This window comes from Mucilaginibacter flavidus, assembly GCF_024055575.1.
In the GTDB taxonomy this organism is placed as follows: Bacteria; Bacteroidota; Bacteroidia; order Sphingobacteriales; family Sphingobacteriaceae; genus Mucilaginibacter; species Mucilaginibacter flavidus.
Window position 1 is genome coordinate 1 of record NZ_JAMXOE010000041.1, and the last position, 17762, is coordinate 17762.

20 protein-coding genes are annotated in these 17762 nt (G+C 40.4%); 17 read left to right on the forward strand and 3 right to left on the reverse strand.

Features of this window, described 5'->3' with window-relative positions; genetic code table 11:
• The first annotated feature begins 136 nt into the window (after positions 1 to 136).
• Genes NAF19_RS29295 through NAF19_RS29305 form a run of 3 tightly spaced genes read left to right on the forward strand, consistent with a single transcriptional unit; the run spans position 137 to position 3883 of the window.
• Complete coding sequence (locus tag NAF19_RS29295) at positions 137 to 1909, forward strand: SusC/RagA family TonB-linked outer membrane protein (RefSeq protein ID WP_252793936.1); 1773 nt, start codon at positions 137 to 139, stop codon at positions 1907 to 1909.
• A gap of 10 nt (positions 1910 to 1919) precedes the next feature.
• On the forward strand, positions 1920 to 3299 hold the full coding sequence (locus tag NAF19_RS29300; RefSeq protein WP_252793937.1) for a RagB/SusD family nutrient uptake outer membrane protein: 1380 nt from the start codon (positions 1920 to 1922) through the stop codon (positions 3297 to 3299).
• 29 nt (positions 3300 to 3328) lie between these two features.
• Complete coding sequence (locus NAF19_RS29305) at positions 3329 to 3883, forward strand: TlpA family protein disulfide reductase (RefSeq protein WP_252793938.1); 555 nt, start codon at positions 3329 to 3331, stop codon at positions 3881 to 3883.
• A 63-nt stretch (positions 3884 to 3946) separates the two neighbouring features.
• On the opposite strand, the gene NAF19_RS29310 is transcribed toward NAF19_RS29305, so the two are convergent.
• From NAF19_RS29310 to NAF19_RS29320, 3 genes are all read right to left on the reverse strand, one after another.
• Complete coding sequence (locus NAF19_RS29310) at positions 3947 to 4255, reverse strand: DUF6520 family protein (protein WP_252793939.1); 309 nt, start codon at positions 4253 to 4255, stop codon at positions 3947 to 3949.
• A 152-nt stretch (positions 4256 to 4407) separates the two neighbouring features.
• Entirely contained in the window at positions 4408 to 4842 is a 435-nt protein-coding gene (locus tag NAF19_RS29315; RefSeq protein ID WP_252793940.1) for a MauE/DoxX family redox-associated membrane protein, read from the reverse strand.
• 109 nt (positions 4843 to 4951) lie between these two features.
• Positions 4952 to 5521 (reverse strand): Crp/Fnr family transcriptional regulator, encoded by a 570-nt coding sequence (locus NAF19_RS29320; protein ID WP_252793941.1) that lies wholly within the window; start codon positions 5519 to 5521, stop codon positions 4952 to 4954.
• Positions 5522 to 5719: 198 nt separating this feature from the next.
• Here NAF19_RS29320 and NAF19_RS29325 point away from each other — a divergent pair, with 198 nt between their 5' ends.
• The 14 genes from NAF19_RS29325 to traM all read left to right on the forward strand — a co-directional run bounded on the left by NAF19_RS29325 (position 5720) and on the right by traM (position 17756).
• Positions 5720 to 6982: an aminotransferase class I/II-fold pyridoxal phosphate-dependent enzyme gene (locus NAF19_RS29325; protein ID WP_252793942.1), complete on the forward strand. Its 1263-nt coding sequence runs from the start codon at positions 5720 to 5722 to the stop codon at positions 6980 to 6982.
• A 40-nt stretch (positions 6983 to 7022) separates the two neighbouring features.
• Positions 7023 to 7859 (forward strand): RteC domain-containing protein, encoded by an 837-nt coding sequence (locus tag NAF19_RS29330; protein WP_252793943.1) that lies wholly within the window; start codon positions 7023 to 7025, stop codon positions 7857 to 7859.
• 150 nt (positions 7860 to 8009) lie between these two features.
• Positions 8010 to 8525, forward strand: coding sequence for a hypothetical protein (locus NAF19_RS29335; RefSeq protein ID WP_252793944.1), 516 nt, complete (start codon positions 8010 to 8012; stop codon positions 8523 to 8525).
• Between the two features lie 38 nt (positions 8526 to 8563).
• A complete protein-coding gene (locus NAF19_RS29340; RefSeq protein WP_370362930.1) occupies positions 8564 to 8902 on the forward strand; it encodes a DUF4134 domain-containing protein in 339 nt (112 codons plus the stop codon).
• 21 nt (positions 8903 to 8923) lie between these two features.
• The gene (locus tag NAF19_RS29345) at positions 8924 to 9232 is read left to right on the forward strand and encodes a DUF4133 domain-containing protein (protein ID WP_370362928.1); all 309 of its coding nucleotides are present in this window, start codon (positions 8924 to 8926) and stop codon (positions 9230 to 9232) included.
• 2 nt (positions 9233 to 9234) lie between these two features.
• A complete protein-coding gene (locus NAF19_RS29350; RefSeq protein WP_252793947.1) occupies positions 9235 to 11724 on the forward strand; it encodes a TraG family conjugative transposon ATPase in 2490 nt (829 codons plus the stop codon).
• 18 nt (positions 11725 to 11742) lie between these two features.
• Entirely contained in the window at positions 11743 to 12114 is a 372-nt protein-coding gene (locus tag NAF19_RS29355) for a hypothetical protein (RefSeq protein ID WP_252793948.1), read from the forward strand.
• Positions 12115 to 12178: 64 nt separating this feature from the next.
• Entirely contained in the window at positions 12179 to 12862 is a 684-nt protein-coding gene (locus tag NAF19_RS29360; RefSeq protein WP_252793949.1) for a conjugal transfer protein TraI, read from the forward strand.
• Positions 12849 to 13541, forward strand: coding sequence for a hypothetical protein (locus tag NAF19_RS29365; RefSeq protein ID WP_252793950.1), 693 nt, complete (start codon positions 12849 to 12851; stop codon positions 13539 to 13541). Before NAF19_RS29360 ends, NAF19_RS29365 begins: the two co-directional genes overlap by 14 nt.
• Positions 13542 to 13552: 11 nt before the next feature.
• Entirely contained in the window at positions 13553 to 14200 is a 648-nt protein-coding gene (locus NAF19_RS29370; RefSeq protein ID WP_252793951.1) for a TerB family tellurite resistance protein, read from the forward strand.
• A gap of 63 nt (positions 14201 to 14263) precedes the next feature.
• Positions 14264 to 15481: a conjugative transposon protein TraJ gene (gene traJ / locus NAF19_RS29375; RefSeq protein ID WP_252793952.1), complete on the forward strand. Its 1218-nt coding sequence runs from the start codon at positions 14264 to 14266 to the stop codon at positions 15479 to 15481.
• A 26-nt stretch (positions 15482 to 15507) separates the two neighbouring features.
• Positions 15508 to 16122 (forward strand): conjugative transposon protein TraK, encoded by a 615-nt coding sequence (traK, locus tag NAF19_RS29380; RefSeq protein WP_252793953.1) that lies wholly within the window; start codon positions 15508 to 15510, stop codon positions 16120 to 16122.
• Between the two features lie 2 nt (positions 16123 to 16124).
• Positions 16125 to 16472: a hypothetical protein gene (locus NAF19_RS29385; protein WP_252793954.1), complete on the forward strand. Its 348-nt coding sequence runs from the start codon at positions 16125 to 16127 to the stop codon at positions 16470 to 16472.
• A 3-nt stretch (positions 16473 to 16475) separates the two neighbouring features.
• The gene (gene traM, locus NAF19_RS29390) at positions 16476 to 17756 is read left to right on the forward strand and encodes a conjugative transposon protein TraM (RefSeq protein WP_252793955.1); all 1281 of its coding nucleotides are present in this window, start codon (positions 16476 to 16478) and stop codon (positions 17754 to 17756) included.
• Positions 17757 to 17762: the final 6 nt, after the last annotated feature.

Here is a 17762-nt window from a genome sequence, read left to right on the forward strand (position 1 = left end):
TTTTAAATAACTACTTTTAACACAACGCTTTTACAGCTCTCGCTGAACCCGTTCGCCAGGGAATTGCCTGGTCAGTTTGCCACGGAATGGAGTGGTCAGTTTCCCCGGAATAGTCAACCTGCCTCCAAACATCAATTTGTATGATAGTTCGGGAAAACTGGCTTGGCAGGATGCTGGTATTTTGTATTCCTCATTGGGAAACAATGATATTGTAAATCCGCTGTCATTACTACAGGAGAAATACAAATCTGTTAATGAGAACCTATTAGGTAACCTGCTGTTAAGCTATAAAATCCTCCCTGATCTTGTGTTCCGGTCAAGCTTTGGCTATAACACCTTCCGGTCAGATGAATCAACAACCCGGCCCACTACAGCAATTGATCCTAATTCGGGGGAATTACCATCCTCCGCGTTTGCCAATTCCAATACACGGAACTGGATTATTGAACCTCAACTGGAATATTCCAGGGTGACAGCGCTGGGTAAATTAAATATTCTATTGGGAAATACCTATCAAGATAAATCAGGCAGTACCAGTTCCATGAACGGAACAAACTATAACTCTGACCTGCTTTTAAATTCTATAGCTGCCGCGCCGAACATTACCGCATATAATGATTTTGTTCAATATCGGTATACCGCTTTTTTTGGACGGGTTAATTACAACCTGTATGATAAATATATACTGAACATTTCAGCACGACGGGATGGTTCGAGCCGGTTCGCCCCGGAGAACCGTTGGGCAAACTTTGGTGCAGTGGGCGCAGCATGGATATTTTCCAGTGAACCAATTGTTAAAAAAGTACTCCCTTTTCTCAGTTTTGGCAAGATAAGAGGTAGTTACGGTACGACAGGAAATGATCAGATCGGTGATTATAAATTTTTGAATCTCTGGAGTAATACCACAAATACTTATAATGGCTTATCAGGCCTGTATCCAAAAGCTTTGTATAATCCTGGTTACAGTTGGGAGATCAACAAAAAACTGGAAGCTGCCATTGAGCTGGGTTTCCTAAGCGATGATATATTATTTTCGGCTTCTTTCTACAATAACCGGAGCAGTAATCAGCTGATCAGTTACTCGCTACCAACCCAAACGGGGTTCTTCAACGTGATTAGAAACTTTCCCGGACTGGTTGAGAATACAGGTTGGGAAATGACTTTGACCACCAAGAATTTCCATAAAAAAGGGTTTAGCTGGACCACATCCTTTAATATCACCATACCCAAAAACAGGCTGCTCGCATTTCCGGGCTTAAGCACGTCAAGTTATGCAGGCAGGTATGTTATCGGGCAATCCCTCAACCTGATCAATGCTCTAAAATACACCGGTGTCGATCCGAAGACGGGTATTTATACATATGAAGACCTTAACAAAGATGGTCAACTCACAACCGCTGATTACCAGGTGCAGGGAAACCTCGACCCTAAGTTTTATGGCGGCCTTCAGAATAGCATCACTTACAGGCAGTTCGATCTAAGTTTCTTTTTTGAATTCAGGAAGCAAACAGGGTTAAGTTATTTGAACCAACTGGCATTCACTCCGCCAGGCTGGATATATAACCAGCCTGATTTGGTGCTAAACAGATGGCAGCAGCCCGGAAATGTTTCACCGGTTCAGCAATTCACGTCAGGATATACCAATGCTTATGTTGCGATTGCCCAGTTGACCAATTCTAACGGTATTTACACGGATGCTTCTTTTATCAGGCTTAAAAATGTTTCGCTTTCTTATCATCTACCTGTCAGCTGGTTAGGAAAATATCATATCAGAAATTGCCGCCTTTTTGTGGAAGCTCAAAATCTATTGACCATTACCAATTATAAAGGTTCAGATCCTGAAACACAAAATTTCTATATCCTGCCACCCCTCAGATCAATCGTGGGCGGTATTCAATTCAATTTTTAATTTGATCAAAATGAAAAATATAAAACTGTTCTACATACTCCTGTGTACCGGGCTTTTGTTCCTGACATCATTAATTTCCTGTAAAAAATTCGTGGACATCGGTGCCCCTCAAACACAGGCAGAATCCACAAAAGTCTTTTCAAGTGATGCTACTGCCACCTCGGCAGTCGTAGGGTTATATTACCAGATGACTGCGAATAACCTGACCTTTCTGAATGGGGCGGTTACGATTTATACTGGCTTATCCGGGGATGAACTCAGTAATGTAAATCCGAACTCAGATTACGATGCATTTAAAACAAATGCTATTCCATCAAACAATAGTACGATCAATTCTAAATTCTGGAGCAATGCCTATAAATATATCTACCAGGCAAATACCGTGCTGGAAGGGTTGCAAAATTCCGCGACAATCACAGATACCGTAAAGAACCAGCTTCGTGGTGAAATGTTATTTTCAAGGGCCCTGAACTATTTCTATCTGGTCAATTTGTTTGGTGATGTGCCTTTAATTTCCTCAACGGATTATACCATAAATGGTTCAATCCCCCGCACATCAACTGCAAAAGTTGATCAACAGATTATTGCTGATCTGACGGAAGCAAAACAACTGCTCACCAAAAACTATTCAACATCCACTAATGTCAGGCCGAACCAGATGGCAGCCGCAGCATTGCTGGCCAGGGTTTACCTTTACCAAAAGGATTGGGTGAATGCAGAAGCACAGGCGACAGCATTGATCAATTCAGGAGCATACAGCCTGGAAAATGACCTTAATAAGGTATTCAATAATTCTTCAGTAGAAACGATATTCCAATTAGCACGTCCGACAAGCAATACGGCGGAGGGCTCTGTGTTTATTCCAGGCTCAACTTTTAACAAACCCACATTTATCGTTACTAATGCTCTATTAAATTCATTTGAAAATGGGGATAAACGGAAAATCGCTTGGTTGAAAAGTAACACCATTAGCGGAACATCCTATTACTATCCCTACAAGTATAAGATCAGGAACAGCACCACGGTTACTGAGTACTACGTTGTCCTGCGACTGGCGGAGATCTACCTGATCCGGGCGGAAGCCAGAGCAGAGCAGCAAAAACTCAATGAGGCATTGTCTGATTTGAATTTGATCAGAAACAGGGCGGGTTTGCCAAATACAAACGTGACCGTTCAAACGGATGTGCTTGATGCCATTATGCATGAAAGGCAAGTTGAACTTTTTGCAGAATGGGGCCACCGTTGGCTTGATCTGAAAAGAACGGGCCAGGCGAACAATGTTTTAAGTGCGTTTAAGGGGGCCAACTGGCAACCTGCGGATGCCTTATACCCGGTTCCGCTTTCACAGATCCAGCTAAACCCATTCCTTACTCAAAATAACGGCTATTAATACTTTAATCAGAATTTAACAAAACAATCATGAACAAATTTATTTCAGCCATACTATTACTGTTAACATTTAGCGGTGCTGTTGCGCAGCAACCGTCTGCCTATGCCCTGGTCGGTTTGCCCTGCCCTGATATAAATTTCAATGAAGTAAGCTTTTACAGCAAAAAGAAAGTTTCCGTCGCCGATTTTAAAGGCCAATGGCTGATCCTCGACTTTTGGAACCGGCATTGCGGAACCTGTATCGGGAAAATGCCTGCGACAGACAGTTTACAGCAAAAATTCCCTGAACAGGTAAAAGTACTGCTCGTCGGTTATACAGGATCACAATACACCCATCGGCCCGACAATTCCATCAGGACATTTTATAAAGACCTCCGGAAAAGGCTGCATATCGATCTGCCCATTGCGTATGATTCCGTTGCGTTTCATCGGCTGGCTATCGGGGCCTGCCCCTATATCATTGTTGTGGACCCAAAAGGTATTGTCCGGGGAGTGACAACCAGGATTGAAAGCCGTGACATGACCGTTTTTTTAGCAGGAAGGCAACCGGTATTGGAAAAGGCGACGAACAAAAAAGGGATATGAATATTTTTAATAAAGAAAGCCTTGACGGATCAAGGCTTTCTTAAACTAAATCAGAGACGAAGCTTAATTAGGCTTTTTAATCTGATCTGTTCCAGCAGCATTATTGGGATAAGAAGTAAGTGCTGATGTAAAACCGCGCAAACAGTCTTTTACAGTGCCCGCATCACAGGGTGAATTTACCTGGCTTTTTTCTGATTGGGTGTAAAAATCGGATGAACTGGCTATGGTTCCGGCCGGGTGCGACGCGTCATAAGTAACTTCGTACCAGTAAAGGTCAGCCGTCTTTTTGTGATTGAGGTTTTTTACAGTGGTAAATGCACTTGCGCCAACAGCTATAATAACAGCCAGCATTGGAATAATTGACTTTTTCATTTGGAAGAACGCTTTATTAGATCAAAAAACATTCAGAAAAACTTTAATTATACATGATTAATAAATTTCTTGTTGCCTACTCTGTTTTCGGGTTTTCAGCTCCTCCTGTGCTTCACGGGCGACAAAATGTCGTCAGTACAAGCAGGTTGATTTTATAACTGTTTGCCAACGATCCTCCTTCCCCTGTGCACCATATATATTCCAAGGAAACTTAACAGCAAGAAAAAAATATTAAATACCAGGTGCATTTTCCAGCCCAGTTCTTTGATGACACCTCCACAGGCGCAAGGAACATGGCTAAAAAAGCCAAACAAAACTAAAGCTACATAGCCGGTGAAAAGCACCATCAAGAAGGCGGAAGCTAAGAGTCCGTACCACCTGGTACGCTCAAAAAACAAAAGTCCCGAAACCAGTAATTCGATACATGGTAGTGTCCAGATCAAAAATGTGGCGAACTCATGCGGCAAGGTTTGCTTATACATTTGTCCCTTGAACAGGCCGAAGTCCGTTAATTTGCTAATCGCTGTGATTAAAAAAAGCAGGATCAGCGCCGAAGCGATCAATTGGATTTGTGTACTTGTTTTCATATTGGTGATGTAAAATAAAATTAGGGCAATTCTAATTTTATCTCCGTGACTTCGGTCACCAGTTTGAGAGAACAGGGTTACAAATTATTGTTATCAAACGATCTTGGTTTTAACCGGAATCCCTGCTGATGAGCCTGCTCAGATTTTCCCTGGTCATATTTAAGTAAGAAGCAATGAGCCTGACTGATGCTTTTCTGAAAATTTCCGGGTTTTCTTTCCTGTATTCTATATATCGTTTCTCGGCCGTCCATGTCATGATTCTGTTTTTAAAAAGGTCATGCTGATAGCGTTGCCGGGTGATGGCCTCCATCAATATTTTTGTTTCTTCATATTTTAACAGTGTTGATAAGCTGTTATAGGAAAGAGAGATCAGGGATGATGGCTCCAATATTTCCAGGTAGTAATCAGCGACCTCTTTCCAGAATCCTTTATAGGAGAAAATAAGGTCCTTTTCGAGGTAAAATATTAAGGTATGTTCCTTGCCTGACTGGTCAAAATAGTAAGTCCTTGCAAATCCTGTTTCCAGATACCACAGCCGGTTCTCAACCTGACCCGCAGCATGGATGATCTGATGGGCTTTATAATTTTCTGTTCTGAGGCTGGCTTGCATTTCTTCTTTAAAAGCCGTTGATAAAGGAGTAATTGTAGATAAATAGCCGATCAGTGATTCCATACTCATAAACTTGTTTTTTATGGTAATTCAATAAACCTTTCGTTTATGGGTACAAATAAACAATCCTAATTCTTGCCAATTGGTGACATTACCTGGCTTTTTATCTAAAAGTTAATTTTTTGTTAAATTAAAATTAGCATGTCACCACTTTGACCCTTTTTGCACATTATTTTAGGTCCCAACTAACCTACCCTGATCTAACCCATGAAAATAGATTTTACCAAAGCCAGCTTTAAGGATTTTGAAAATATTCCAGGACAAGACATTTATGCGACCGCAACGGAGTTTAATCTTTATCTAAACTTTTTGAAAGCAAACGGCCATCTGAATTACAGGATTGAATCCCTTTCTCCTGTAGGGCCCGAAATGAATCTGATGCTGCCGGGTGATACCGGGCCAACGTCGTGTGTTTGCCTGGTTTCGAATGACTACCTTGGCTTTAGTCAGCATCCTAAGATCAAAGCTGCTGTGATTAAAGGTATTGAAATGTATGGTACAGGCTCTGGCGCTTCTCCTGCGATTGGCGGCCATTTTATCTATCATGAGCAGTTGGAAAAAAAGATCGCTACATTCTATAAAAGAAAGGATGCTATTTTATATACGACTGGTTACACGGCAAACAGCGCGACCCTGCAATGCCTGCTGCATAAAGAAGATCTCGCTATCCTGGACATGGCTGTTCATGCCAGCGTTTATGAAGGCGCATTAACAACAACAGTAAAAACCTTCCTGCATAATAACCTCGAAATGCTGGAACATGTACTTAAAAATGCACAGCATAAATACCGGACAAAAATGGTCATCATTGATGGCGTTTACAGTCAGGACGGTGATTTGGCACCGCTTGATAAAATTGTGGAACTGACACACCGTTACGGAGCTTACCTGGTCGTTGATGACGCGCACGGTATAGGTGTGGTTGGGGAAACAGGCAGAGGTGTGCTGGAAATGCACCATGCTTTTGACCAGGTGGATATCATTACAGGAACATTCAGTAAGGCACTTGGTAATATTGGCGGCTATGTCATAGCCAGCCCGGAAATTATTAGTTACCTGAAATTCCAGTCAAAGCAACACTTATTTTCGACAACGGCCACACCAGCGACTTTAGGGATAATAAGGGCTATTGAGCTGATAGATGAGGAACCTGAATGGAGAACCCAACTATGGGATAATATCACCTACTTAAAAACCGGACTGATCGAATCAGGGTTTGATATCGGTACTACAGCATCCGCGGTTATTCCTGTTAAAGTTGGAGATATTCCCAAAACTTTAGAAGCAGGCCGGCTGCTATTAAAAGCAGGCATATATACTAATCCTATCATGTATCCTGCTGTTTCTAAAAAGAACGCCCGTATCAGGATGAACGTGATGGCGACACATACCAGAGAACATCTCGATCAGGTGCTAAATGCTTTTGAGGCAATAGACCGGAAGATACATCTTACAAACCGATACGACTGAACTGCTTATGAACACATTTACTGAAAGGTTTTACAACGCTATGGAAAACCAGTTGAACGAGGTTTCGCTCAATACCCTAATAGAGACTGAACAATTAAAGGAGTCCATCAAGATCTGTAAAAAGGCGATGGCTAAGCTCAAAAAATATATTTCAAGCCATTCTTTTGAAACAGTTGAAGAAGAGATTAATTTCTTTAAAGAAGGAAAACCAAGATTTTATGCCAAATACATTTACTTTATAAACGTTTATAATTTTCTCATACAAATGCCATTAGGCGGTGATGAAATTTTAAAGGATTATATAACTTATGAACTCACGGATCTTAAAAGATTTTTTGATCATAATCAGGCCTTTTATCAATATTACAGGTCTGATTCTTCTCAAATGGATGAAATCTACTTTACTCGCGGGGGTTTTGACGTTCACGTTGAATTGGAAAATTTTGAGGAGGATGATCTTTATTCTACCAGCCATGATTATAAACTATCCAAAATCATAGCGAATGAAAAATATCAGGAATACTTAAACCTGGAGCTTCAAAAAATAATTCACCATGATGATCAGCCGCAGGAAATTGGGATTGATCTTCCCCTTACCTGGACTTTCAATAAAACAGATCTTGTGGAATTGATTTATTCTTTAGTGGCTTTAGGGGTATTTAATAATGGCAATTCTGAGATAAAATCAGTTGTCAGCTTCTTCCAGACCGCATTCCATGTTGATCTCGGTTCCTATTATCATAAATATACGGATATAACCCGCCGGAAAAAGGAACGCACCTCCTTTTTAGATAAACTAAAATTTGCATTGCTTAGACGCATGGATGATAAATTTGATATGGCCGTGTCCCCGCAGCAATTTATCAAATTTGAATAATTTAAAAACACTTGTAGGTCAATTACTTACAAAATGTAAAATAAATAAAACACCTACCTCATGTATAAGGTGTGAATTAAATTTTTCCAGTTCCTCAACCTTTGTTTTCAGAATTGCCGCATGGTGCGGTGATTTTTAAATCAAAGCAATATGTTGTCTTCAATCTCCTGGCAGCACTACATAGCAGCCATAATTATTCTATCAGTTACCTATTACGGGTATGTAGTACTTCGTTATTACCAAAAAGAAATTAGCACCCTGTTTAACCATAAGCAAGATGCCATGGCATTATTCTCAAATGTTCAAACCGGCCCCTATCAGGTTATGGGCAATGCGAAATTAGATGATGGCGTAACCATCACCGAATCTCAGGACTTGGTTTTTTCCGAATCATTAGAAGATCATCCGGCAGAAGGTACAACCGTTATAGCAGACATTATTCCATCGCAGGAATTAGCGGTGGAGGCCGGTAACTTAATAGATGCTTTTAAAGAAATTGATAACAAGCCGGAATTTATAAACCTGCTTCGGATATTGATCGGATCTTATAAAAGATATAAAGATGAAATTGATCTGCCGGTAACGCTAAACCGTGTTGTGGAATTATCCAAAGAAAAACTAATGTTTCCCATTGCCCTAACAGATCTGCAAGATAATTGGGCATAACGCTACTCAAATATAGAACTCATTTTAAATTAATCATGATGGAATCTCAAAAAACAAACCTCCGTTTTAGAACGGTAGCCTTTTTTAAGCAGGTAATCGCAATAATCTCCTTTTTACTGATCAGCCTGTCACTTTACGCTCAAGATGGTAACGCTGGCATAACTCAAGCGACCACGCAGGTGAAAAGCTACTTTTCAACCGGCACCAGTTTAATGTATGCCATCGGAGCAATTATGGGGTTGGTCGGCGCAATAAAAGTATTCAAAAAATGGAATGACGGTGAGCATGATACGGGCAAAGTAGCATCAAGTTGGTTTGGTAGCTGTATTTTCCTTGTATTAGTGGCTACTGTTTTAAAATCTTTTTTTGGAGTATAGGCTAAATAAAAGATGATGTCAATGTATCAGATCAACAAAGGGATTAACAAACCCATAGAGTTTAAAGGGCTTAAAGCACAATATATTGGTTATCTCGCGGGCGGCCTGGTCATACTATTAATTGGTTTTGCGGTCATGTACCTGATAGGTGTACCTGTTTATTGGTGCATTATTATAGTCGCCGGATTAGGAAGTGCCTTATTTTATCAGGTATTCAGATTAAGCCATAAATACGGTGAGCATGGCCTAATGAAGAAAGCAGCCAAACATTATCTGCCCAACCATTTAAAATTTAGCTCCCGGAGATTTTTTTTAAGATTAAAACAATAATCATGGCATCACATAGCAAAGCGGAACAAGTATTCCCAATTTTTAAAGTTGAGCATCAATGTATGATCTCAGCGCAAGGCGATCTGACAATTGGTTACAAAGTCAATCTGCCGGAGATATTTACATTATCTAATGATGAGTACCATACTTTCCATGAGGTATTGATCAAAGCCCTAAAACTGCTCCCTAAAAACAGCATTTTTCATAAACAGGATTGGTTTATAAATGACCAGTACGAAGCCGTCTTTGCACAAGATAACCAGGAAAGTGTGAAAACATTTCTCTCTCATTCGAGTGAGCGGTATTTTAATGAAAGGGCTTTTTTACATCATCACTGTAATATCTATTTAACTAAAAAGCCGGATAAATTTAAAAGGTATTCAAGTGGCGTGAGTTTGCTGATGCGCAAACGCATTGTTCCGGTTCAAACAACTTGCGAAGAGTTGTTTAGGGATTTTGAAGACAGCGCCGGTCAATTTATAAGGGTTTTAGAAGATAGCGGGTTAATATCGTTAACCAGGTTAAACGATGATGAACTGACCGGAACGATGAAGGTGCCCGGAATTTTAGAGCAGTATTGTTTTCTTTTGAATAAAGATCAATCCCCGGTTTTAAAGGATATTCATATCGAGGACGAGATCAGGATCGGCGATAATCATTGTCAGCTATACACGCTAAGTGATGCGGAAGACTTGCCCGCGCTTTGCGGCCCGAGGATAACCTATGATAAGTACAGTACCGATAAAACGAAATTCAATACCGGATTTGCTACACCTATTGGCACTTTGCTTAGATGTAATCACTTGTATAACCAATATATCTTTATAGGCGATAGTCAGCAAACCTTAAAAAAGCTGGAGTCTAAAAAGCTCCGGCTTCAATCCCTTTCTGCCTATTCACGGGAAAATGCAATTGGCAGGGATGCTACGCACGATTTTTTGAATGAAGCGATTAGTCAGCAACGGTTACCTGTTAAGGCACACTTTAATATTTTAGCATGGACGGATAACCCGGCTAATTTAAAAGATCTTAAAAATAGGGTGAGTTCATCGCTGGCCCAAATGGATGCGCAGCCGAAACAAGAAACAGATGGAGCAGCGCAGATATGGTGGGCGGGATTACCGGGGAATGAGGCCAGTTTTCCGATGAATGACACCTTTGACACCTTTGTTGAGCAAGCGACCTGTTTCCTTAATCTCGAAACTAATTATCAATCCAGTATAAGTCCTTGCGGTATTCGCCTCGGCGACCGCTTATCAGGTAAACCGGTTCACGTTGATATTAGTGATGCCCCGATGACCAAAGGGATAACCACCAACCGCAATAAATTTATTTTAGGCCCTTCCGGCAGCGGTAAATCATTTTTTACCAACCACATGCTGCGCAGCTATTTTGAACAAGGTTCCCATGTGGTTATTGTAGATGTTGGACATAGCTATCAGGGTTTATGTGAATTTGTGGGTGGTTATTACTTCACCTATACTGAGGATGAGCCGATCAGTTTTAACCCATTCTATGTTCCCGAAGGCGACAAACTGGATACGGAAAAAAGAGAAAGTATAAAAGCCATGATCCTTGCCTTATGGAAAAAAGAGGACGAGGGGGTGCAACGGTCTGAATATGTAGCCATATCAGATGCTTTGTATCATTATTATGAAAAGTTAAAAGTCGAAACAGACATATTCCCTTGCTTCGACAGCTTCTATGATTTTTTATCAAATGAGTTTTATGAAACAATGAAGCAATCTAAAGTGAAAGATATCCGGTTTGATATTGACAATATGCTGTTTGTATTAAAACCATATTATAAAGGTGGGGAATATGCCTACCTGTTAAATGCAAAAGAAAACCTTGATTTACTACAGAAACGGTTTATTGTCTTTGAATTAGATAATATTAAAGATCATCCAATTTTGTTTCCGGTTGTTACACTAATTATCATGGAAACATTTGTTTCTAAAATGCGGAAACTCAGTAAGGAAACCCGCAAAATGATATTAATTGAAGAAGCCTGGAAAGCGATTGCACGGGAAGGAATGGCAGAATACATCAAATTCCTGTTTAAAACAGTTCGTAAATATTTCGGTGAAGCCATTGTTGTAACCCAGGATATTGAAGATATTATAAGTTCTCCGGTAGTTAAGCAAGCCATTATCAATAATAGCGACTGTAAAATATTGCTGGACCAGCGTAAATATCAAAATGACTTTCCTAAAGTTCAGCAGCTATTAGGCATCACGGATAAGGAAACAGCGTTAATAATGAGTATGAACAGGAACAACGATGAAAAGCTCCAATACAAAGAGGTATTTATTAGTCTGAATGGCCAACTATCCAAAGTTTACCGTACTGAAGTAAGCAGGGAAGAGTACTGGACTTATACTACGGAATCGGCGGAGAAAGCAAAGGTGCAGGCCTACACTAAAAAATTAGGAAATGTTCGCCTGGCTATCGCAGCCATTGTAAGAGAAGAATTAGAAAAAGCAGCGTAAACTTAAATGAAAAATAAAATGAAACTTATTCAATTATCCATTATAGTACTTCTCGCCTCGCTCTTAGGGTCTTGCGGAAATAAAAGTCAGGAATTAACAGGGGCTTACGTAACTCAATTTAAAAATGAGTACAGTTCAGCTACAGATACATTGTTGATTTCAGTCTATAGTTTGCCCGATAAAATTTACAATGTTGAATATAGAGCGGGATTCCAAAAAGTCAGAAACGGTATCGTTCAACCTAAAGAATTTAAAATAAAGCAGTGGAAGGCTACCTGGAACGATGAGAAGATGATTTTAGAGGAAACAGGATTAGGTCGTCAAATACAATTTATTTCTAATAAACCAGTCGTGCTTATCGGAGATATGGAATATCATAAGATCAAATAATAGGTTAATTATCAATTAAAAAATTAATTATTCGTATACAAAGCGGATGATAAGGGAGGTCTTTATGAAAAATTTAAAGGTAAAAGTAAGCATAGGACTTGTGGTAATGCTTTTGTTTTCGTCCGTAAATAAAGCCAATGCTCAGTTTGTGATTGGTGAGGTAATTAAGCTAACGATCACTAAAGTGATAAAAGCGATTGATCTGAAGGTACAGCGTATGCAAAATAAAACAATATGGCTGCAAAATGCACAAAAGGTCATTGAAAATCAGTTGTCTAAAACAAAACTGAATGAAATATCCGGTTGGACAGATCAGCAAAAACAACTATATAGTAACTATTATACCGAATTATGGAAGATTAAATCAGCCATATCCTATTACCAGCGAATTAAGGATGTTACTTTAAAACAAGCTTCTTTAGTCACTGAGTATCATCAGGCTTGGGGCCTGTTCCGTCAGGATAGCCATTTTAACCCGCAAGAATTAAACCACATGCAACAGGTTTATTCCGGGATTTTGGATGCCAGCGTTAAAAATCTTGATGAAATATTATTGGTGGTCAATGCTTACAAAACGCAGATGACAGATGAACAAAGGTTAGAGTTGATTAATCACGCTGGCGACCACTTGAATGAGAATTATAACGACCTGCACCAATTTAATAATCAGAATATCCAGTTGAGTTTACAGCGCAGCAAGGATTTAGATGATACTCATTCAATCAAAAAGCTTTATGGAATCAATTAATCTGGCCCGTATCCGGGCTGATGAAATCCGCCGGAATACTAAAAAATTATTTGTTTTTGCTTTAATGACCGTTGTTGCCTCGGCTTTTGCTGCTAAAGTCCAGGCACAGACTTTTGCAGAATGGTTCAATCAAAAAAACACGCAAAAGAAGTATTTATTACAACAGATAGCCGCCTTGCAGGTGTACTCCGCCTATTTAAAGAAAGGTTATAATATTGCTCATAATGGGTTAGGTTCAATATCCGGCTCACTGAAATCGGAAAATAGTTTGCACACAACCTATTACAACAATAGGATGAGTGTTAACCCTGTAGTCAGAAATAACAAGCAGGTGAATGATATTCTGCAATGGCAAAAGGATATTCTTACCCGCATGGGGGATTTAGATAAAACCGCTAATACATCCGATGATGAAAAGAAGTACATCATACAGGTAAAATCTGTCCTGTTTAAGGATTGTGACGAACAGATCACCGAGTTGCAGAATGTGATAACAGACAGCAAACTACAAATGAGTGATGAGGAGAGATTGACCCGTATTGGTAAAATACATTATGCGATGCAGGATAACTCCCGTTTTTCAGCCACCTTTTCAAATCAGGTAAAAGTATATGTGGTGCAACGGGTGCGGGAAAGTAATGATGCGGCAACTGCAAAAAGTTTATATGGTATTCAATAATAAAGCAGGTTATGAAAAAGCATTTAAAATATGTAGTTGGTGTGCTGGTCGTACTTGTTGCGGTTAGCGATACTGTCAAATGCAAGGCGCAGGCACAGGAAATGCAGCAATTGATTTTGAATATCGAAAAGCTTACACAATTAAAAGGTATCCTAACTGATATGAAAACAGGTTATCAAATTTATCAGCAAGGCTATGGGACAATTTCATCCTTGTCTAAAGGGAATTTTGATTTGCACAGCGTTTACCTTAACGGCCTTTTATCTATTAACCCGGCTGTTAAAAATTATGGAAGGGTTGCAGAGATTCTTATACAGCAAGCCAGCCTGATCAGTGAATATAAAAGTGCTTACAGCAGGTTTAAACAAAGCGGCACTTTCAGTACAGGTGAATTGAACTACATGAGCGACATTTATGTACAGTTGGTCAAACAAAGCCTTGAAAACCTGGATGAATTGGCCAATGTGCTTACTGCCGGGAAACTCAGAATGTCCGATGATGAGCGTTTACGGGCAATTGACCGAGTATATGGCAGTAGTTCAGACAAGCTTCAATTTCTGCGGCACTTTAACCGGCAAGGGGCCATGCTTAGTATCCAGCGAAGTAAAGATATAGGCGATACGCGAACGCTCAAACAGCTATATGGTATAAATAACTAATCCGAATTTTATGAAAACTCCATTTTTGGAAGCTTCATCACCTTAAAAAAACAATCAAATAAGATGAAAAACAAGGTTTATTTAACCGCAATTATTGCGGTAACGGGGATCGCTTTTCCTTTATTTTCCAAAGCCGAAGGACTTGCGACTGATATTCAAGGCCTTCAGGGGACACTAAACGGCGTATATAATGATATGCTGCCAATGTGTAGCCAGTTGATTGGTGTAGGCCGGGCAATAGCAGGCTTCGGTGCATTATGGTATATAGGCAGCCGTGTTTGGCGGCAGCTTGCCTGTGCCGAACCCATAGATTTTTATCCTTTAATGCGCCCCTTTGCCCTGGGGCTGGCCATACTTTTATTTCCGACAGTGATCGCTGTTATTAATGGCATTATGCAACCGACTGTTAGTGCGACAAGTGGCATGGTGCAAAATTCAGATAACGCTATCGCTGCCTTACTGAAAGCAAAAGAGGATGCAGTTAAAAAAACGAATACCTGGCAAATGTATGTAGGTGCTGATGGGGATGGCGATAGGGATAAATGGTACAAATATACCCATCCTGAAGACAAGGATGGAAGTGGTGAGGGTATGTTGGCCAGTGTAGGAAATGATATGAAGTTTGCCATGTCAAAGGCCTCATACAACTTTCGTAATACGGTTAAGCAGTGGATGTCGGAAGTTCTGCAGGTGCTTTATGAAGCCGCCGCCCTATGTATCAATACCATACGAACGTTTTATTTGATCATTCTCGCCATTTTAGGGCCTATTGTATTTGGGCTGGCTGTTTTCGATGGTTTTCAGCATACGCTCACCGTATGGCTGGCAAAATATATCAATGTTTTTCTTTGGCTGCCCATAGCTAATATTTTCGGTGCCATCATTGGCAAGGTGCAGGAAAATATGCTCAAACTGGATATTTCACAGGTTCAAAATGCAGGTGATACCTTTTTTAGTGCAACAGATACAGCCTATCTTATTTTCTTAATTATTGGCATCATCGGTTATTTCACCGTACCAAGTGTGGCCAATTATGTAGTTAACGCGGGTGGTGGTAACGGGTTACTGCAAAAGGTAAATAGTATTGTAAGCAGTACCACCCACTCCGTTGTTGGCGCGGCAAGCACGGGTGGCGGCATGGCCGCTGATGCTTTTGGTAATCAACGGGAAAATACCAGCCAAAGCATGGCATCTGGAGCTGTGTCAAAACCCTATTTTCAGGATAAAGGGCAGTCAGCAAATAGCTATCAAGCCTCAAAAATTAACCCTCAAAAATCTTAATTAACTCATCTTTTAAACTTAATATTATGTTCGCACACCTCAAAAATATTGACACAGCCTTTAAGCATATAAAGCTGTTTAGTTACCTGCTCATAGCGGGATGTACTTTAATTTCATGCTTCGCGCTTTTTAAAAGTTACCAGGCGGCAGATGTTGCAGGAAGGCACATCTACATATTAGCCAACGGGAAAGCACTGGAAGCTTTCGCGGCAGACCGGAAAGATAATATCCCTGTAGAAGCGAGGGATCATATCAGGATGTTCCATCACTATTTCTTTACGCTAGACCCGGATGAAAAAGTTATCGATGCTAATATCAGCAAAGCTTTATATCTCGCTGATGAAAGTGCTAAAAATCAATACAATGACTTAAAGGAAAAAAGTTATTACAATAACCTGATTTCCGGGAATATCAGCCAGGAGATAACTGTAGATAGCATCCAATTGGATATGAACCAATATCCTTATTATTTCAAATGTTTTGCTACGCAAAAGCTGATCCGTTCCACTTCGACAGTGAACAGGAGCCTAATTACACAGGGATATCTACGCAATGTTACCCGTTCCGATAATAACCCCCACGGCTTTTTGATCCTGCATTGGGAAACATTAGCTAACAGGGATACCACTATTCAACACTAATAATGATGAATTTATTTAAAAATAACAGATCAAAAGAGGCCAGCGATAAAGCCAATGACCAATTAGCGACAGTATTGGCAAACAGGCTTATTAAAGTACAATTCCGCATAGCGCAATACCTGAATGCCTGGTTTAATGCTTATTCAGTTAAGCAAAAGAAATGGATACTGCTTTTATCGGGTGTGTTGATAGCCAGTATTTTACTAACTGGCGTATTCAGTTCATTTTATAGTATCCCGCTTTGGTCGCAGGGCAATTATACATCCGCTCATATCGGCATGGCTTCCGAAGAGCCTAAGCCAAATTTTAGTAAACATCAATTAATAGATTCTTTAACCATAAAAAAGTAGATCATGGAAACACAACAGGTAAGCGGTCAAACGCCGCAGCACTCACAAGAGTTTTTAAAAGAACGTAAATTTTTAATGATTGTCCCTTTATTGATCCTACCATTCTTAACAATGGGATTTTGGGCTTTAGGAGGTGGTAAACAGGTAAACGGCCCATTTGATACTTCAACTGCTAAAGGACTGAATACCTCGCTGCCCCAGGCACAGTTTAAAGACGAGAAAGCTGAAAATAAGATGGGGATCTATCAAGATGCCAAAAGGGATTCAGCAGGATCGGAAAATAGCGGGATTAACCAAAACTTCGTCCGCTCAATGGGATTTGATGCCGCGAAAGCCAATCATACTGATTCTGTAGGCAAAGGTAATGCGATAAATCCCGGCGAACCACAAAATATGGCAGATGCCAACGAGTTGAAAATTCAAGCCAAACTTGCGCAGATCAACCGCCAAATCAGTCAGCCCGAGGCACCGCAATATTCAGGCGGTGGAACACATGACCAGCAATCGGGCCCGGATGTCAAAAGGTTGGAAATGATGATGAAAACAATGAATGGCGGCGGTAACGACCCGGAAATGCGGCAACTCAGTCAAATGTTGCAGCAGATCAATGATATTCAAAATCCGGGTAATGAAAATAGCCGCATACGCAGCCAATCTTTAAAAAACCGTCAACGGGCATATCCGGTAATGGCAGCTAAAGACGAGGACGAAAATGATAACGGTATATCAAACGATCAGCGATCATTCAGCTATGCTGCTTATAACGGTGGGGGAAAAAGTAAAAAACATCATACCGCAAATGCAGGGCAGGCACCGGGTAATACAATTCAGGCGGTAGTGCATGAAGATCAGACACTGGTAAGCGGCGCGGTGGTCAAACTGCGTTTAGTGGACGGTATTTATATTAACGGCCGGTTGGTCCCCAAAGGCAGCTTTGTATATGGCATTTGTGGACTGAATAACGAAAGGCTCATTATCAAAATCGCAAGCATCCGTTACTTAACCAATATACTCCCGGTTGCACTTTCCGTATATGACCTGGATGGCATGGAAGGTTTATATGTGCCGGGTTCTATTGGCAGGGATGCCGCTAAGAACGGTGTGGGCGATGCTGTCCAGTCCATGCAAATTATGTCAATGGATCAGTCGGTAGGCACACAAGCTGCCGGGGTAGGTATTGAAGCCGCTAAAGGGCTTTTTGGCCGTAAAGTAAAACAGATCAAAGTTAAAATTAAGGCAGGTTACGAAGTGTTGCTAAAGGATAGCAACGAAAGAGACAATTAAACAGAT

Bases quoted from the DNA above. Each gene is read 5' to 3' on its own strand.
- NAF19_RS29300 (WP_252793937.1), top strand. From the start codon at position 1,920: ATGAAAAATATAAAACTGTTCTACATACTCCTGTGTACCGGGCTTTTG.
- NAF19_RS29305 (WP_252793938.1), top strand. From the start codon at position 3,329: ATGAACAAATTTATTTCAGCCATACTATTACTGTTAACATTTAGCGGT.
- NAF19_RS29310 (WP_252793939.1), bottom strand. From the start codon at position 4,255: ATGAAAAAGTCAATTATTCCAATGCTGGCTGTTATTATAGCTGTTGGC.
- NAF19_RS29315 (WP_252793940.1), bottom strand. From the start codon at position 4,842: ATGAAAACAAGTACACAAATCCAATTGATCGCTTCGGCGCTGATCCTG.
- NAF19_RS29320 (WP_252793941.1), bottom strand. From the start codon at position 5,521: ATGAGTATGGAATCACTGATCGGCTATTTATCTACAATTACTCCTTTA.
- NAF19_RS29325 (WP_252793942.1), top strand. From the start codon at position 5,720: ATGAAAATAGATTTTACCAAAGCCAGCTTTAAGGATTTTGAAAATATT.
- NAF19_RS29330 (WP_252793943.1), top strand. From the start codon at position 7,023: ATGGAAAACCAGTTGAACGAGGTTTCGCTCAATACCCTAATAGAGACT.
- NAF19_RS29335 (WP_252793944.1), top strand. From the start codon at position 8,010: ATGTTGTCTTCAATCTCCTGGCAGCACTACATAGCAGCCATAATTATT.
- NAF19_RS29340 (WP_370362930.1), top strand. From the start codon at position 8,564: ATGGAATCTCAAAAAACAAACCTCCGTTTTAGAACGGTAGCCTTTTTT.
- NAF19_RS29345 (WP_370362928.1), top strand. From the start codon at position 8,924: ATGTATCAGATCAACAAAGGGATTAACAAACCCATAGAGTTTAAAGGG.
- NAF19_RS29350 (WP_252793947.1), top strand. From the start codon at position 9,235: ATGGCATCACATAGCAAAGCGGAACAAGTATTCCCAATTTTTAAAGTT.
- NAF19_RS29355 (WP_252793948.1), top strand. From the start codon at position 11,743: ATGAAACTTATTCAATTATCCATTATAGTACTTCTCGCCTCGCTCTTA.
- NAF19_RS29360 (WP_252793949.1), top strand. From the start codon at position 12,179: ATGAAAAATTTAAAGGTAAAAGTAAGCATAGGACTTGTGGTAATGCTT.
- NAF19_RS29365 (WP_252793950.1), top strand. From the start codon at position 12,849: ATGGAATCAATTAATCTGGCCCGTATCCGGGCTGATGAAATCCGCCGG.
- NAF19_RS29370 (WP_252793951.1), top strand. From the start codon at position 13,553: ATGAAAAAGCATTTAAAATATGTAGTTGGTGTGCTGGTCGTACTTGTT.
- traJ (WP_252793952.1), top strand. From the start codon at position 14,264: ATGAAAAACAAGGTTTATTTAACCGCAATTATTGCGGTAACGGGGATC.
- traK (WP_252793953.1), top strand. From the start codon at position 15,508: ATGTTCGCACACCTCAAAAATATTGACACAGCCTTTAAGCATATAAAG.
- NAF19_RS29385 (WP_252793954.1), top strand. From the start codon at position 16,125: ATGATGAATTTATTTAAAAATAACAGATCAAAAGAGGCCAGCGATAAA.
- traM (WP_252793955.1), top strand. From the start codon at position 16,476: ATGGAAACACAACAGGTAAGCGGTCAAACGCCGCAGCACTCACAAGAG.